This window comes from Lentzea aerocolonigenes, from assembly GCF_000974445.1.
Classification (GTDB): Bacteria; Actinomycetota; Actinomycetes; order Mycobacteriales; family Pseudonocardiaceae; genus Lentzea; species Lentzea aerocolonigenes.
Genome location: NZ_BBOJ01000021.1, coordinates 47,308 through 63,154 on the forward strand (window position 1 = coordinate 47,308; position 15,847 = coordinate 63,154).

The 15,847-nt window shown below is 68.8% G+C and carries 12 protein-coding genes; 6 read left to right on the forward strand and 6 right to left on the reverse strand.

Going from position 1 to position 15,847, the window contains the following annotated elements; translation table 11 throughout:
- The first annotated feature begins 118 nt into the window (after window positions 1-118).
- Together AOM45_RS35230 and AOM45_RS35235 are read left to right on the forward strand one after the other, a co-directional pair.
- Window positions 119-1,219: a tryptophan dimethylallyltransferase family protein gene (locus AOM45_RS35230; RefSeq protein ID WP_035910594.1), complete on the forward strand. Its 1,101-nt coding sequence runs from the start codon at window positions 119-121 to the stop codon at window positions 1,217-1,219.
- A 12-nt stretch (window positions 1,220-1,231) separates the two neighbouring features.
- A complete protein-coding gene (locus AOM45_RS35235) occupies window positions 1,232-2,590 on the forward strand; it encodes a tryptophanase (protein ID WP_030468453.1) in 1,359 nt (452 codons plus the stop codon).
- 75 nt (window positions 2,591-2,665) lie between these two features.
- Here AOM45_RS35235 and AOM45_RS35240 read toward each other — a convergent pair whose 3' ends face one another.
- From AOM45_RS35240 to AOM45_RS35255, 4 genes are read right to left on the reverse strand one after another with little or no spacing between them, the layout of a single operon-like run.
- Entirely contained in the window at window positions 2,666-3,259 is a 594-nt protein-coding gene (locus tag AOM45_RS35240) for a GTP-binding protein (RefSeq protein ID WP_030468454.1), read from the reverse strand.
- Window positions 3,240-3,620, reverse strand: a complete 381-nt coding sequence (locus tag AOM45_RS35245) for a DUF742 domain-containing protein (RefSeq protein WP_030468455.1) — start codon at window positions 3,618-3,620, stop codon at window positions 3,240-3,242. The genes AOM45_RS35240 and AOM45_RS35245 overlap by 20 nt, the downstream gene beginning before the upstream one ends.
- A complete protein-coding gene (locus AOM45_RS35250; protein ID WP_030468456.1) occupies window positions 3,617-4,054 on the reverse strand; it encodes a roadblock/LC7 domain-containing protein in 438 nt (145 codons plus the stop codon). Before AOM45_RS35250 ends, AOM45_RS35245 begins: the two co-directional genes overlap by 4 nt.
- A gap of 29 nt (window positions 4,055-4,083) precedes the next feature.
- Window positions 4,084-6,432, reverse strand: a complete 2,349-nt coding sequence (locus AOM45_RS35255) for a sensor histidine kinase (RefSeq protein ID WP_308202612.1) — start codon at window positions 6,430-6,432, stop codon at window positions 4,084-4,086.
- A gap of 531 nt (window positions 6,433-6,963) precedes the next feature.
- On the opposite strand from AOM45_RS35255, the gene AOM45_RS35260 reads away from it, so the two are divergent.
- Genes AOM45_RS35260 through AOM45_RS35275 form a run of 4 tightly spaced genes read left to right on the forward strand, consistent with a single transcriptional unit; the run spans window position 6,964 to window position 11,643 of the window.
- Window positions 6,964-7,902: a helix-turn-helix transcriptional regulator gene (locus AOM45_RS35260; RefSeq protein WP_030468458.1), complete on the forward strand. Its 939-nt coding sequence runs from the start codon at window positions 6,964-6,966 to the stop codon at window positions 7,900-7,902.
- A gap of 38 nt (window positions 7,903-7,940) precedes the next feature.
- On the forward strand, window positions 7,941-9,743 hold the full coding sequence (locus AOM45_RS35265; protein WP_030468459.1) for an FAD-dependent oxidoreductase: 1,803 nt from the start codon (window positions 7,941-7,943) through the stop codon (window positions 9,741-9,743).
- Window positions 9,740-10,765: a maleylacetate reductase gene (locus AOM45_RS35270; protein WP_030468460.1), complete on the forward strand. Its 1,026-nt coding sequence runs from the start codon at window positions 9,740-9,742 to the stop codon at window positions 10,763-10,765. The genes AOM45_RS35265 and AOM45_RS35270 overlap by 4 nt, the downstream gene beginning before the upstream one ends.
- Entirely contained in the window at window positions 10,762-11,643 is an 882-nt protein-coding gene (locus tag AOM45_RS35275) for a dioxygenase family protein (RefSeq protein ID WP_030468461.1), read from the forward strand. Before AOM45_RS35270 ends, AOM45_RS35275 begins: the two co-directional genes overlap by 4 nt.
- Here AOM45_RS35275 and AOM45_RS35280 read toward each other — a convergent pair.
- Window positions 11,630-14,437 (reverse strand): discoidin domain-containing protein, encoded by a 2,808-nt coding sequence (locus AOM45_RS35280; protein ID WP_030468462.1) that lies wholly within the window; start codon window positions 14,435-14,437, stop codon window positions 11,630-11,632. The genes AOM45_RS35275 and AOM45_RS35280 overlap by 14 nt on opposite strands.
- On the reverse strand, window positions 14,416-15,843 hold the full coding sequence (locus AOM45_RS35285) for a glycoside hydrolase family 43 protein (RefSeq protein ID WP_030468463.1): 1,428 nt from the start codon (window positions 15,841-15,843) through the stop codon (window positions 14,416-14,418). Before AOM45_RS35285 ends, AOM45_RS35280 begins: the two co-directional genes overlap by 22 nt.
- Between the last annotated feature and the right edge of the window lie 4 nt (window positions 15,844-15,847).

Below are 15,847 nucleotides of genomic sequence, written 5' to 3' on the forward strand. Positions count from 1 at the left end.
GAGTGTCTCAGGCAACCCCCTTGGACCTTGACCTGGGCATGTGGTGGGTTGAGAGAATTCCCCTCGCGATTCCACCCCGTCAGGATTGCGACCCGACCCTGATTCCCCCCGATCAGGAGTGCCCACCTTGAGCACGCCAACCGTCTCATTACGCGATTTCGTCCTAGGCCAACTACGAAACCTCCTGCGAGCTGTCGGTTTGGCGAAGTCCGCAGAAAGAGCGACGGATCTGCTGGGTGAGGCATTAGGCCCCGGTTGCCTCCAGCCCCTCTCCGCGGTTCCGGGCTGGTCCTCTTTCGTCGCCGACGACCACACCCCGGTCGAATTCTCGGTGGCTTTGGCCCGAAACGAGCCGCCCACCGTTCGCATGATCGTGGAGTCGCTCGCCGAACAGCCGGGCGCGCGAGCGAACCTCGCCGAGGCCCTCGAGGTGCTCGACCGGCTGTCCGCGCGGCACGAGCTGGACCTCGGGCAGCTGGACCGGGTGCGGGACCTCTTCCTCCCGGACGACCCGCAGGGCGCGTTCGCGTTCTGGTACTCGCTGATCGTCGGGTCCGACGCACCCGCGATCAAGGTCTACCTCAACCCCGACGTGCGCGGCCGTGAGAGCGCGACCAGGTTGGTGGGCGAGGCGTTGGACCGGCTCGGTCTGAGCGCGGCGCTCCCCGCGATCACCGAGCACGCGTTGTGCAGGGAGGGCCTGGACCGGTTCTCGTTCTTCGCGATCGACCTGACGGACGCCAGCCGGGCTCGGGTGAAGACCTACGTGTCCCACGAGGCCGCCGGGGTGCAGAACGTCGTGCGGGCCGCCTCGGCGACACCGGACGTGGATCTGGAGCTCCTGGCGGACGTCACGGAACTGGCCTGCGGCGGCACGGGACCGTTCACCGGCCGCCCGCTGATGTCGAGCTACACCTTCATGGCCGGCGACACGGACCGGCCGAGCGGCTACTCCCTCTACATCCCGGTGCGGGACTACGTGCAGGACGACCTCGAAGCGTGTGAGCGCGTTCTCGCGATCATGACGAGGTGCGGGCTCGACACGGCACCGTTCGTCATGGCTCTCACGAGCATCGTCCGGCGGCCGCTGGGCGAGGGCGTCGGGCTCATCGCCCACGTGTCGCTGCGGCTCGGCCGGCCGCGGCCGGGAGTCACGGTCTACCTGTCTTCGGAGGCGTACGCCGTCACGCCTCCTCGCACCGAAGCACTGTCCGCTTAGAAAGGCACGTCCGTGGAGCCGTACCGCATCAAGGTCGTCGAACCGATTCCCATCACCACTCGCGAGTACCGGGAACGCGTGTACGCCGCCGCCGGGTACAACCAGTTCAACCTCACCGCGGACGACGTGACGATCGACCTGCTCAGCGACTCCGGCACCGGTGCGCTGTCCGCCGAGCAGCAGGCCGCCGGCATGCGCGGCGACGAGACCTACGCGGGCGCGCGGTCGTGGTTCCGGTTCCGCGAGGTGGCCGAGGACCTGACGGGGTACCAGCACATCTACCCGGTGCACCAGGGCCGTGCCGCGGAACGGATCCTGTTCACCGCGTTGCTCAAGCCGGGGCAGATCTCGCTCAGCAACACGCACTTCGACACCACGCGCGCGAACGTGGAACTGGTGGGAGCCGTGGCGCGGGACATCCCGTGCCAGGCGGCGAAGGACCTCGACAGCGACGAGCCGTTCAAGGGCGACATCGACCTGGTGGCGCTCGAAGAGGCGTTGAGCGGCCCTGACGACGTCGGCCAGGTGCTGATGACGATCACCAACAACGGCGGCGGCGGCCAGCCGGTCTCCATGGCGAACATCAAGGCGGCCAGCAAGTTGTGCCGCAAGCACGGGGTGCCGTTCATCCTCGACGCGGCCAGGTTCGCCGAGAACGCGTGGCTCGTGACCCAGCGGGAGAAGAAGTACCAGGACCGCAGCCCGCGCGACATCGCGAAGAAGGCGTTCCGGCTGGCCGACGGTTGCGTGCTCAGCCTGAAGAAGGACGGCATCGTCCACATCGGAGGGATGCTCGCGCTCAACGACCCGGAGCTGGCCAAGCAGTGCGAACTCCTGCTGATCGCCACCGAGGGGTTCCGCACCTACGGCGGGCTCTCCGGGCGCGATCTCGACATGTGCGCGCAGGGCCTGGTCGAGGTGACCGACCCGCTGTACCTGCGGGAGCGGGCCGAGGCGACCGCGTACCTCGCGGACTGCGCGCGTGAGGCCGGGGTGGACAGCGTGCGGCCGACCGGCGTCCACGCCGTCTACCTCAACGCGGCCAGGCTGCTGCCGCACGTCCCGCCGAGCAGGTTCACCGGTCACGCGCTCGCGTCGGAGCTGTACCTGGCGGGCGGAATCCGTTGCGCCGAGGTGGGTTCGCTCTACCTCGGGGAGATCGACTCCTCGGGCGAGCTGGTCACGCCGGCGCCGTTCGAGCTCGTGCGCCTGGCGATTCCGCGGCGCGTCTACACCCGCAGCCACCTGGAGTACGTGGCGGAGACGCTCGCGGGGATCGCCAAGAACCCGGAGAAGGTTCCCGGCTACCGGCTCACGGAGGCACCGGCGATGCTGCGCCCGTTCCGCTGCCGCCTGGAGCAGGTGCGCTGACGAGCGCCCTTTTTTGGCGCGAAAAGCACGTTCGGGCCGATAGATGGCCCGAACGTGCTTTCGCGCCAAACAGGATCAGGCCATCACGTCGAGCTTGTTCATCGCGTGCTCGATCACGCGCACCAGCACGGCCTTGCACGACTCGCGGTCACGGGCGTCGCACAGCACCAGCGGCACCGTGTCCGCGACGTCGAGCGCCACGCGCATCTCGTCCGTGGTGTAGGAGTGGCTGCCCTCGAAGCAGTTCACGGCCACCACGAACGGGATGCCGCGGCGCTCGAAGAAGTCGATCGCGCCGAACCCCGCGTCCAGCCTGCGGGTGTCGACGAGCACGACCGCGCCGATCGAGCCCATCGCCAGCTCGTCCCACATGAACCAGAAGCGGTCCTGGCCGGGCGTGCCGAACAGGTAGAGCACGAGCTCCGGGTTGATCGTGATGCGGCCGAAGTCGAGTGCGACCGTGGTGGTGTTCTTGCCCTCCACACCGGCGAGGTCGTCGATCTCCTCGCCGGCCTCGGTGAGCAGCTCCTCGGTCCGCAGCGGGGTGATCTCGCTGACCGCGCCGACCATCGTGGTCTTGCCGACGCCGAACCCGCCCGCGACCACGATCTTGACCGAGGAGGGGACGAGCAGCTCTTCGCGCCGCTGCTCAGATTGCACGGACACCATCGAGCACCTTCTGGAGTAGGTTCAGGTCGACCGGGACCGCCGTTCTCGACGGGTCCCGGGTGATGACGTCACCGCGCTGGATGAGGTCGCTCAGCAACACCTTCACGACCACCAGTGGCGCGTGCAGGTAGGCGGCGACCTCGGCGACGGACAGCGGTTTCCGGCACAGCTTGATGATTTCGAGGTGCTCGACCGAGAGCGAGCTGTGGTCGGACGACGTCCGCAGCGCTCGCACCTGGGTCGTGAGGGTCAGTTCCTCGCCCGCGGGCTTGGGCCTGGTGCGACCGCTCACCATCGCGTAGGGGCGGACCAGGGGGCCCGCCGCCTCGTCGTACCACCAGTCGGCCGAGTGCTGGCTCATGACAAGCCCAGTGCGTTCGGCAACCGGGGCGACGCCAGTGTTCTCGGCGCTGAGGAGAGGTACGCGCCCACGCGCTTCACGAGCATGTTCATCTCGTAGGCGATCATGCCCATGTCGGCGTCCTCGTCACCGACGACGGCGAGGCAGGCGCCCTGCCCCGCGGCGGTGACGAACAGATGCGCGCGCTCCATCTCCACGATGGTCTGCCGGACCTGCCCGCCCCCGAAGTGCCGTCCGGTGCCCCGAGCGAGGCTCTGGAACGCCGACGCCATCGCCGAGAGGTGATCGGAGTCGTCCTTGGACAGTTCGGGAGAGCGGGCGAGCAGCAGGCCGTCCGCCGAGAGCACGACCGCGTGCCGGGCACCGACCACTCTGGCGACGAGGTCTTCCAGCAGCCAGTTGAGCTCGGGGTGCCCGCCGGTCAGGTCGTCCACGGAAATAGCCCTTTCGGTGTTAGGCGTGATCACGGTTCCACGACGTCGTCCGCCTGGCGGGCGTTGCGCGTGCCCTGCTGGAAGGCGGACATGCCGTCGCGGGTTCGTTCAGCCCGTTCCTCCGAGTGGAGCTCGGTGAGATCGGGCACAGGCCGGAGGTCGTCGTTGGCCAGTTGCGGCACCAGGTGCTGCTGCCGCCTCCGGCGCGGCAGCTCGGGCCGGGTGTCCTGGCGGGTCTGGTCACCTTCCGCGGGGTCGTCGGCCGGCCACTCCCCTGTCAGGTGGCCTTCCCGCGGCAGTTCGAGGCGTCCGCTGATCTCCGGCTCCCTCGGGTGGACCGGGGCGTGGCCTTTTCCCGTGCCTGCCCAGAACTCGTCCAGCTGGAAGGACTCGGTGGGCCTGGCGTCGTGCACCAGGTCGCCCTGCATCGCCATCGGGGCCGCGGCCGCCTGGAGGGTCTGCTGCCGGAACGTCGGCTTGGGCAGCTGCGTGGCGTCGACCGGGTCGGCGGCACCGGCCTCACCGATGATCAGCTCGGACGGGATGAGCACCAGCGCGATCGTTCCGCCGGACGGGCAGTCGCGCAGCTCGACGCGGACGTGGCGGCGGGCCGCCAGCCGGGCGACGACGAACAGGCCGAGGCGGGACTCGCCGCGCAGCCTCATGGCCTCGAAGTCCGGCGGCGCGGCCAGCATCTTGTTGTGCTGCTCGCGGTCCTCCGGCTTGATGCCCAGGCCGTGGTCCTCGATCTCGATCACGAGGCCCTGCGGCACCTCGCTGCTGTGCACCTCGACCTGCGAACGCGGCGAGGAGAACGAGGTCGCGTTGTCGACCAGCTCCGCGATCAGGTGGATGATGTCCGCCACCGCGGCACCGGCCAGCGCCACCTCGGGCACCGGGTTGACCTTCACGCGGGCGTACTGCTCGGTCTCCGCGACGGCCGCGCGCACGACGTCGAGCATGCGCACCGGCTTGCGCCACTGCCGTCCCGGCTGCTCACCGGTGAGGATGATCAGGTTCTCGGCGTTGCGGCGTGCGCGCGTGGCGAGGTGGTCGAGCTGGAAGAACGCGTCGAGGTGATCGGGGTTCTCCTCCTCGCGCTCCAGCTTGTCGAGGATCTTGAGCTGGCGGTGCACCAGACCCTGGTTGCGGCGGGCGATGTCGAGGAAGACCCGGTTCACGCCTTCACGCGTCTGCGACTCCTTCACGGCCGCGGCGACGGCGGTGTACTGCGCGGCGTTGAACGCGTCGGCCACCTGGCCGATCTCGTCGTTGCCGTAGTCGAGCGCAGGCACCTCGGCCGCCACGTCGACGTGCTTGCCCTCGCGCAGCCGTTCCACGATGTCCGGCAGGCGTTCGTGCGCGAGCTTGAGCGAGTCGCTCTTCAGGCTCGTCAATCGGACGATCAACGCCTTGTTCACCAGGCGGCTCGACACGCGCACGGCGACGAAGATGCCGACGATCACGGCGATCAGCGCGATGAGGCTGCCGATCAGCACCGTCGTGAACTTCTCCTTGCCGTTGCCCATGGCGACGTTCACCGTGCCGCTGGACTGCTTCTCGACCAGTGAGACGAGCTCGGCGGACACCGCGCGGTCCGCGGTCTCCCAGTCCGTCAGCCCGACCGACGAACCGATGGGCCGTTCCGCGGACTGCAGCAGGCGGTTCTCCATGGAGACGAGCTGCTGCCACTGAGGGCTGCCGGTGAGCTGCTTGTAGGCCTCACGGGTTTCCGGCAGGGCGTAGGTCTCGTTCGCGGCGAGGTACGAGTGGTACGCGCCGACGAGGTTGACGAACTCGCGGTGCTCGTCCGGCGTGAACTTGCCCGCCGCCACCGCGCCGGAGGCGATCGAACCGGCCCGCGACATCGAGTCGGCGGCCTGGAAGTACTGGATGCCGACGAGCGCGTGCTGCGTCGTCTCGGCGTCCGGAACGATCCGGGCCTGCGTGTTGAACATCGAGAGACCCGCGTCCAGCACGCTGTTGTAGTAGCGGTAGGTCTCGGGCTTGGACGCGGTGCCCGCCTCGAGCCGCGCCCGCTGGTCGGGGAGCTGGTCCAGCAGACCGCTCAGCTTGTTGATCCCGTCGACGATCTCCTTCGGCGCCGAGGAGGCCAGCTCGGTGAACGCCGTCCGCATCTTGCCGACCGCGACGTCGGTGTCCTGCTGCTGCTTGAGCAACGCGGTCGTGCTCGAGCCCGGCTTGCTCAGGCTCGTCATGGTGAGCTCGCGTTCCTTCTGCAGCGACGCGAACGACTGGATGGCCGGAATCGACGCGTCTCGCACACCCGAGGCGATCAGCTGGAGGTACAGCCCCTCGAAGATGGTGTACGACGAGAACAAGGCCCACATCACCAGGAGGACGATGCTGGGAACCACCACAACACCAGTGAGCCGTGAACGAATTGTCTTGTAATTCGTATCAGGCACGTTCTTCAGCTTCACAACTCTCCACGACCACCCGAATTGGCGACGGAAAGATAGCACCGCTTGATCAACAGCGATGATCTTGGGGGTGGCATGCAGCGTACTCAGTCGAGTGCACAGTGCAACACCCCCGATCCGAGGTTCGGTACTACCGTGTGACCTGCGCTTGTGGTGCGTGAACACGCTCTCCGAACTAGAACGGTCACCGAAGTACTCCACTCCCGCGGGTACTCCGAACTGGCCTTTCCCGAACTGACCACGGGAAACGCACCGGTTATTGAGCGTGTACTTGACAGAACGCGCGGAATCTTCTAAGCGGAGACGGAGTGCAACCGTCCGTCACCGTTGGTTGTTCGTGAATTCGCCGGCGGAACTCGCGCACGTCTCGCGGCAGGTGCCGGGCAGGTTCGGCGCGACGCCGGACGACGTCGTCGGGGAGTCCTGTACGCGCTCGACGTCCCGGCCGCGAGATACCGTGGTGGGATGGCACCCGTGCACCCGCCCGGCCTGACCAGGTTCCGGACGCACGACCTGCCCGGCTCCCGCAGGCTGGCCGGGTGGGAGGAGCACAACGCCCGCGCGCTGGTCGGTCTGCGCGCTCAGCCCTTCGGCGACCGGCCCTTCGACGGCACCGAGGTCAACCTCACCCTGCCCCGCCTGCAGCTCGCACGGGTGACGGGGTCGCCGCACGCCGTCGAGCGGGACGTCCGGCAGATCGCCACGCACCCCGCCGACGGGGTGATCGTCTACTTCGCACTGGCCGGTGACGCCCGCTTCCACCACCGCGGGGGAAGCGGGCTGATCGTGCCGGGGCAGGGGCTCGTGCTGGACGGGGACCAGCCGTTCCAGCGGTCCTTCGCCGGCGGTCTCACCGAGCTCGTGCTGAAGGCGCCGCGGGCCGTGCTGCGCGAGATCCGGCGCGGGCCCGTCAAGCCTCACGTGTTCGACGTCCGGGTCGACGCGCACGCGCGGGCGTTGGTGAGCACGCTCTCCGACGCGCTGCGCGGTGGCACCGACTGGGACGGGCTGGAGGACGTCGCGACCGGGCTGCTCGGCAAGCTGCTCGGCGGTGAGTGCTCCGCCGCCGCCGACCTGGCCGCCGCGCACGCGTTCATCACCACCCACCTGTCCGAGCAGGACCTGTCCGCGAGCCGGATCGCCGCCGCCATCGGATATTCGGAACGGCACCTCTCGCGGCTGTTCTCGAAGTCCGGGCAGAGCGTGCCGCAGGCGATCCTGACGGCACGGCTCGACGCCGCCCGGCGCATGCTCGCCGAACCCGTCACGCTGGCCGAGGTCGCCGCACGGAACGGTTTCGTCTCGCAGGCCCACTTCTCGCGCACCTACCGGGCCCGGTTCGGCACCACGCCGCGGCAGGACCGGCGCGAGTTTTTGCCTTTTTCCGCCACGTCCGGCCGCTGAGCCTCCGCGGCGGCACCGGACGGGTCACCGTTTCCGGCATGGTGACCTTCCACGACGGCCTCGCCGACACCGCCCCACCGACGCACGCCGCGGTCGAGACCGACGTGCTGATCGTCGGATCGGGCCCGGCGGGAGCCTCCGCAGCGCTGTTCCTGTCCACACTGGGCGTCCCGAACATCATGATCACCAAGTACCGCTGGACCGCGAACACCCCGCGGGCGCACATCACCAACCAGCGGACGATGGAGATCTTCCGCGACGTCGGCATCGAGGACCAGGTGCTCGCGGACGCCACGCCGCACCACCTGATCGGCGACACGGTGTTCTGCACGTCGATCACCGGCGAGGAGATCGGCCGCATCCTCACGTGGGGCAACCACCCCGCGCGGCACGCCGACCACGAGCTCGCCTCGCCGTCGCTCAACTGCGACATCCCGCAGACCTACCTCGAGCCGATCCTGGTCCGCAACGCGACCGCGCGCGGCACGCAGACCCAGTTCAGCACCGAATACCTGAGCCACGAGCAGGACGACGACGGCGTGACCGTGCGGGTGCTGAACAGGCTGACGGGGTCCGAGTACACGATCCGCGCGAAGTACCTCATCGGCGCGGACGGTGCACGGTCCGCGGTGGCCGCCGACCTCGACCTGCCGTACGAGGGCGCGATGGACGTCGCCGGGTCCATGAACATCACGTTCAAGGCGGACCTGTCCGAACACTGCCGGCACCGTCCTTCGGTGCTGTACTGGGTGATCCAGCCCGGCGCGAACGTCGGCGGGATCGGCGCCGGGCTCGTGCGGATGGTCCGGCCGTGGCACGAGTGGCTCATCGTCTGGGGCTTCGACCTCGCCCAGGGCGTGCCCGAGGTGACCGAGGACGACGCCCTGCAGATCGTGCGCAACCTCGTCGGCGACCCGGCCCTCGACGCGGAGATCACCGGAATCTCGTTGTGGGGCAACAACGAGCAGTACGCCACGAGTCTGCACCGCGGGCGGGTGTTCTGCGCCGGGGACGCCGTCCACAAGCACCCGCCGAGCAACGGCCTCGGCTCCAACACCTCCATCCAGGACTCCTACAACCTCGCGTGGAAGATCGCCGCCGTCCTGAACGGACAGGCCGGCCCCGAACTGCTCGACACCTACACCGCCGAACGCGCTCCCGTCGCCCGGCAGATCGTGTTGCGGGCCAACAAGTCCGCCCGCGAGTTCGGCGCGTTGTTCGAGGCGCTCGGTCTCGATGCGGCCGAGTCGGCGGAGCAGATGCACGCGCAGATCGAGGAACGCAAGGACGTCAGCGCGGCGGGAGCGGCCAAGCGTGCCGCCGTGCGCGAGGCCATGGAGCTCAAGAACTACGAGTTCAACGCCCACGGCGTGGAGATGGGCCAGTCGTACCTGTCCAGCGCGGTCGTTCCCGACGGCACCACCCGTCCGGAACCGGCGCGTGACCCGGAGCTCTACTACGAACCGTCGACCTGGCCGGGAGCCCGGCTGCCGCACGCGTGGGTCGGTGACAGCAGGAGCAAGCTCTCCACCCACGACCTCGTGCCGTACGGGCGGTTCACGCTGCTCACCGGGATCACCGGCGAGGCGTGGGTGAACGCGGCGCAGAAGGCCGCCGATCGGCTCGGCGTGCCGGTCGAGACCGTCGTCATCGGTCCGGGACGTGCGGTGACCGACCTCTACTTCGACTGGTCGCAACTGTCCGGTGTGGACGAGGACGGCGCCGTGCTGGTGCGTCCGGACAAGCACGTCGCCTGGCGCAGTCACTGCCTGCCCGCCGACCCCGAGGCAGAGCTGATGGCGGTCCTGACCGCCGTCCTGAGCCGGGAGGAGAGCGCGTGACCTGGCAGTTCGAGCACGTCACGCTCGGCCAGCGGGTCCGGTTCGGCACCGGTCAGGCGGCCGTCAACCTCGCCGCGGAGGTCGAACGACTCGGTGCTCGCCGGGTCCTGCTGATCGCGGAGGACACCACCGAGGTGACCTCGAAGATCACCGTGGCGGCCCACTGCGCGGACGTGGCACCGCACGTTCCCGTCCAGAACGCCGAACGCGCCCGGAAGCTCGCTGCGGAGTCCGAGGCGGACCTGCTGGTGAGCGTCGGCGGCGGATCGACGACCGGGCTGGCCAAGGCCGTCGCGCTGACCACCGGCCTGCCGATCGTCGCCGTGCCCACGACCTACGCGGGCTCCGAGGCGACCAACGTGTGGGGCCTGACCGAGGACGCCCGCAAGACCACCGGCAGCGACGACCGCGTCCTGCCCGTGACCGTCATCTACGACGCCGCGCTCACCGAGTCGCTGCCGCCGGAGCTCGCGGTCGCGTCCGGCTGCAACGCCCTGGCGCACTGCGTCGACTCGATGTGGGCCCCGCGCGCCGACCCGATCAACCAGGCGCTGGCCGTGGAGGGCATCCGTGCGCTGAGCCACGGCCTCCGGGCGATCGGGGAGGTGGAAGGACGCGAGATGACGCTCTACGGCGCCTACCTGGCCGCCGTGGCGTTCGCCTCCGCCGGTTCCGGGCTGCACCACAAGATCTGCCACGTCCTGGGCGGCGCCTACAACCTCCCGCACGCGGCCACGCACACCGCGGTCCTGCCGTACGTGCTGGCGTTCAACGCACCCGCCGCTCCGGAGGCCGCCACCAGGATCACCGACGCGCTCGGCACCGGCGGCCTCACCGGCCTGTACGAGGACATCGGCGCCTCCCACGTGCTGCGGGGAGTGACCGACCCGGCGGAAGCCGCCCGTCTCGTCCTGCCCTCGGTTCCGCCGTCGAACCCCCGCCCGGTCACCGAGGACGACCTGACCGCACTGCTCGCCGCCGCCTCGGCGGGCCTGGATCCCACCGAGTGGAGCCGAGCATGACCACCCAGGAGCGCATCGAGGAAAGCCTGACCGCCGAGGTCGTCGCCTCGTTCGCGAACACTCCGGACCCGCGGCTCAAGGAACTGCTGGAGGCCCTGACCCGCCACCTGCACTCGTTCATCCGCGAGGTGCGCCTCACCGAGGACGAGTGGACGCGGGCCATCGAGTTCCTGACCGCCGTCGGGCACATCACCGACGAGAAGCGGCAGGAGTTCATCCTGCTCTCCGACGTGCTGGGCGTGTCCATGCAGACCATCGCGGTGAACAACGAGGCGTACGGGAACGCCACGGAGGCAACGGTTTTCGGCCCGTTCTTCGTGGAGGAGTCGCCGTCGGTGGGAGACGGCGGCGACATCGCGGCGGGCGCGGCCGGAACCCCGTGCTGGGTCGAGGGAACCGTGCGCGACACCGACGGCAACCCGGTGCCGGGCGCCAGGATCGAGGTGTGGGAGGCCGACGAGGACGGCTTCTACGACGTGCAGTACACCGACGACCGGGTGGCGGGCCGCGGGCACCTGTTCTCCGAGGCCGACGGCGGCTTCCGCTTCTGGTGCGTCACGCCCACGCCGTACCCGATCCCGCACGACGGACCGGTGGGAGCACTGCTGAAGGCGGCCGGTCGCTCCCCCATGCGTGCCGCGCACCTGCACTTCATGGTGTCCGCCAACGACTTCCGCACGCTCGTCACGCACATCTTCGTCGAGGGCGACCCACAGCTGGAGATCGGCGACTCCGTGTTCGGGGTCAAGGAGTCGCTCGTCAAGAAGTTCGAGGAGCAACCGGCGGGCACACCGACGCCGGACGGGCGCGCGCTCGGCGACAAGCCGTGGGCGCGCACCCGGTTCGACGTCGTGCTGGCACCGGTCAGTACACCTTGATCTCCGTCAGGGCGGTCTTGAACACGGACGCGTGCGTCATCACCACCCGCACCCGTTGCGTCCCGACGGGGGTGAACTGGACGAGGTTGTAGTTGGCGCGCGGCGAGGCCGGTGTCCTCACCTGACCGGCCACGTCCGCCCAGGCACCGCCGTTCCAGTACTGGACCTGGTAGGAAGCCGGTGCCCGGTACCGGTTTCCGGCCCGGTCGTCGCGGAAGTACAGCCGGACCTCGCTCGCCGTGCGCTGCTGACCGAAGTTCAGCTCGAACCAGTCAGTGGCGTTCGGTGAGCCGGACGTGCCCCAGACCGGTTCGTTGATCGGGAACCCGTCCACCGCGGCACCGGTCGACGTGCCGGACGCCGTGTAGGAGGCGGACGCGCCCTGCGCCAGGTTCGGCCGGGTCGAGGTGAGGTCGACACCGGCCTTGGCGAACACGTCGACCATCCGGGCGCTGTTCTGCACGACGTCACGCGGCGCGCGCACCCCGGAGACCGCCGTCTGGAACAGGATCGAGCCGCCCTGGGGCAGCGTGACGGACCCGGTCGCCGGGTCGTAGAGCACGCGGGTCAGCCGGTCGACGGTGAACGCGCGGGTGCCGTTGAGGTAGACCGAATACCCCTGCGGCACACCGTTGTAGCGCGTGACGCCGTCGGACGGGTCGTCCCACACCACGCTCAGGTCGGCGTTGCGGTGCTTGACGTTGTTGACCGCGAAGTGCGACCAGCCGATGTTGATCGGCGACAGCTCGATCAGGCCGTCGGTGCGCGGCCGCAGCCCCGCGGCGTCCTCGATGACCGTCCAGTTGCCGCTGCCGAGGATGTTGTGGTGGATCCACGACCGGTACTGGATGGAGCTTCCGTTCCAGTCCGCCCAGAACTCGTTGGCGTCTGGCCACTGCGTGTTGCCGCCGACGTACTGCGCCCAGGCGTTCCAATAGAGCAGCTTCTTGTAGTCCTCCGCCGTCATCCACTGGTTCGGGTAGTTGCGCAGCACCGACGAGTACAGCCGGAACTGGACCGTGGAGTTGATCGTGGAGAAGTTGTTCGAGCCGGGGTGGCCGGCCGCCGCGGCCTCGGCCTTGTCCTTCTGGTTCGCCGTGTAGAACGGGAACACCGGGTACTCGGACGGCTGGGCGAAGAGCCTCAGCGCCTGCTTGTACTGGTCGGTGTTCGGCATCAGGCCGACCGAGAACGGGTAGTAGTTGTTGATCTCCTTCCACGGCACGTGCGTGTTGGTGTCGACGTGCTTGTGTTCGAGCAGCTGCCGGGACGGGTTCCAGAGCGTGTTGATCACACCCGAGCGGATGCGGTCGGCCAGCGCCTGCATCTCGTTCGCCTTGCCGGTGTTGCCGACGAGTGCATAGGCCTGTTGCGCGGCAACGGCTCCGCTCCACACGTACGCGGTCTCCGCGCGGTCGAGCCTGCCGGGGCGCCAGTGGAACGACACCGCGTCGGCGTCGTTGCCGGTGAGCGCGCCCCAGTCGTACTCGATCACGCCGTTGTTGTTCGTGTCGTAGTACGACAGCTGTCCCTTGGCGTCACCTTCCGCGTACCGCGCGAGCAGTCCTGCGATCGACGGCTGGCCGCCGTGAACCTGGTAAGCGCGCCAGGCCGCCTCGGACACGTACTGGGTGTAAGAGTTCGACCAGTTCTCCGGGTCACCGGGGTTGTCCATGAACCGGCCGCCCTTGGACGTCTGGCCGATGGAGAGCCACGGTCCGTAAGAGTACACCGGATCGCGCAGGTACTTGAGGTCGTCGATGTGCATCGGCTGGGTCAGCACGATCGCGTTGTTGTAGCCGGTGACGCCCTCGATCGAAGTCGGGAACTGGTAGTCCTGGCCGGGGATGTCGACGTCGAGGTGGTTGAAGCGCATCAGCCACCAGCGGTAGTAGATGTTCTTCTTGATCGCCGGGTCCGGCACGTCGATGTACGGGATGTTGTCGGCCCACCACCGGTTGTACGCGCGCACGTGGGTGGCGAATGCGATCTCCGGCGAGTACCCGCGGTAGGCCTGGTACTCGGTAGACGACTCCGGGATCTCGGTCGTCAGGAAGCCCATGGAGACCTTGGTGGTGACGGTCTGGCCGGCGCCGACGGTGATCGACCGGTCCAGGCCACCGTTGTTCACGCCGAAGCCGTCACCGGAAAGCCGCGGCCGGATCGTGGTGAGGTTGTTCTTCACCGGACGGCTGCCGGTCAGCTCGTTCCCGCCGGCCGTGGTCGCGTACGGCGAGGTCGCGCGCAGCTGCAGGGTCGCTGACGAGCCGCCGGTGTTCACGATCGCCAGGTTCGTCACGGCCACGTTGTTGTGGGTGATGAACTTCGTCATCTCGACCCGGATCGCGCCGCTGGTGAAGACACCCTTGTAGTGGCTGGGTTTCTGCACGCGACTGTTCACCTGCTCGGTGAAGTTCCCGGGTGACACCGCGACCTGGTAGGCGTTCTGGCCGCTGATGTCGTCCCAGTAGGCCGACCGGCCGCCGAACCCGATCACGCCGGGGTTGTGGGTGTACAGGAACAACCCGCGGCCGCGGGTCATCAGGAAGTCGCCGGCCGGGTCGTTGCCGGGACGCGCCAGCAACCGGTCCATCCAGAAGTCGGTGCCCGAGCTCTCCGCGTCGTAGATGGCGCGCATGGTGCTGCCGGTGCTGTAGCCGACCGGTGGCGCGGGGACGGGCGGACCGGTGAACGCCGGGTAACCGATGTTCTGCGCGGCCGACGCGGGTGAGATCCCTCCGGTGAGCAGGACCACGGCCAGCGCCGGTGCCGTCAGGCGGCGAAGGCTTGCCATTCCAGGACTCCCGTCGAATTGCCGGCCCTGGCGGTGATGCTCAACCGCAACCGGGTCGTGGACACGGTGGGGAAGGTGACGCTGTTGAAGGTGTTCGCGGCGGTTCCGCACGAGGACTGGCCGGGCACGTCGGCGTAGGCGCTGCCGGTCCAGTACTGCGCGCGGCAGGATGCGGGCAGGTCGATGCCCTGGTCGTCGTCGAACCAGTAGACGGACGTGCGGTTGATCGACCGCGCGGACGGCCAGGTGTACTCGATCCACTGCGTGCCCTGCTCGGGCCAGTTGCCGTAGACGAGGTTCGAGCGGTCCGCGGAACTCGACGGCGTGCCGCCGTCGTTGATCGCCGCCAGGCTCTCCCACGACGACACGTGCGACGTGCTCGCGGTCGCGCTCGGCGCGATGTTGCCGGTGGGCGGTGTGCCGGGGTTCGGCGGCGGGCCGGTGGTGGTCTGGGTGACCCGCTGCATCGTGCCGTCGGCGTTGAAGTGCAACAGGTCCACTGCCACGGACCGGCGGAAGTTGCCGCCACCGGGTGCGTTCGCGTTGTGGTAGACCATGTACCACTGGCCGTTGAACTGCGCGACGCCCGCGTGGTTGGTGGTCGACGAGACCTGGCCGAGCACCACGCCGCGGTGCGTCCACGGCCCCATCGGGTTCGTGGCGGTGGCGTAGCGCTGGCAGGCGTAGCTGGACGACGTGACGCAGCCGTTGGTGTCGTTGGCCGCGTAGATCATGTAGTAGAGGCCGTTGCGCTTGAACATGAACGGCGCTTCCCAGAAGTCCTGGAGTCCCTGCGGCGTCACGACCGGGCCGTCCAGCTCGATCATGTTGGGCTTGAGCTTCACCGCCCGCGCGCCCCAGTAGCTGCCCCAGTACAGATAGGCCTGGCCGTCGTCGTCCGTGAAGACCGTGGGATCGATGTTGAGCCCGGACGAGTTGGGGGTGCTGTCGCTGATCAGCGGCCCACCCTTGGCGTCGGTGAACGGCCCGAGCGGGCTGTCGCCGACCGCGACACCTATGTCCATCCACCCGGCGCCGTTGCCGTTGACCGAGGTGTACCAGTAGTACTTGCCGTTGCGCGGTTCCACCTCACTGGCCCAGGCGTCCGCACCGGCCCAGCGGAACGTGCCGATGTTCGCCTTCGCGCCGTGGTCGGTCCAGGTGGCCGCGTCCGTGGACGACAGCACCCGCCACTCGCGCATCAGGAAGTTCTGCTGGCCGGACGCGGCTTCGTCCCGTCCGGCGTAGACGTACAGGGTGTTGCCGACGACCAGCGGGGCCGGGTCGGCGGTGTAGACCGACGTGATGATCGGGTTGGCCGCGCTCGCGGGCGTTGCCACGACAACGCCCGCGAGCAGTACGATCGCCGCGCCCAGAAGGGATGTGCACTGCAGGGTGGCGCGCATCGAT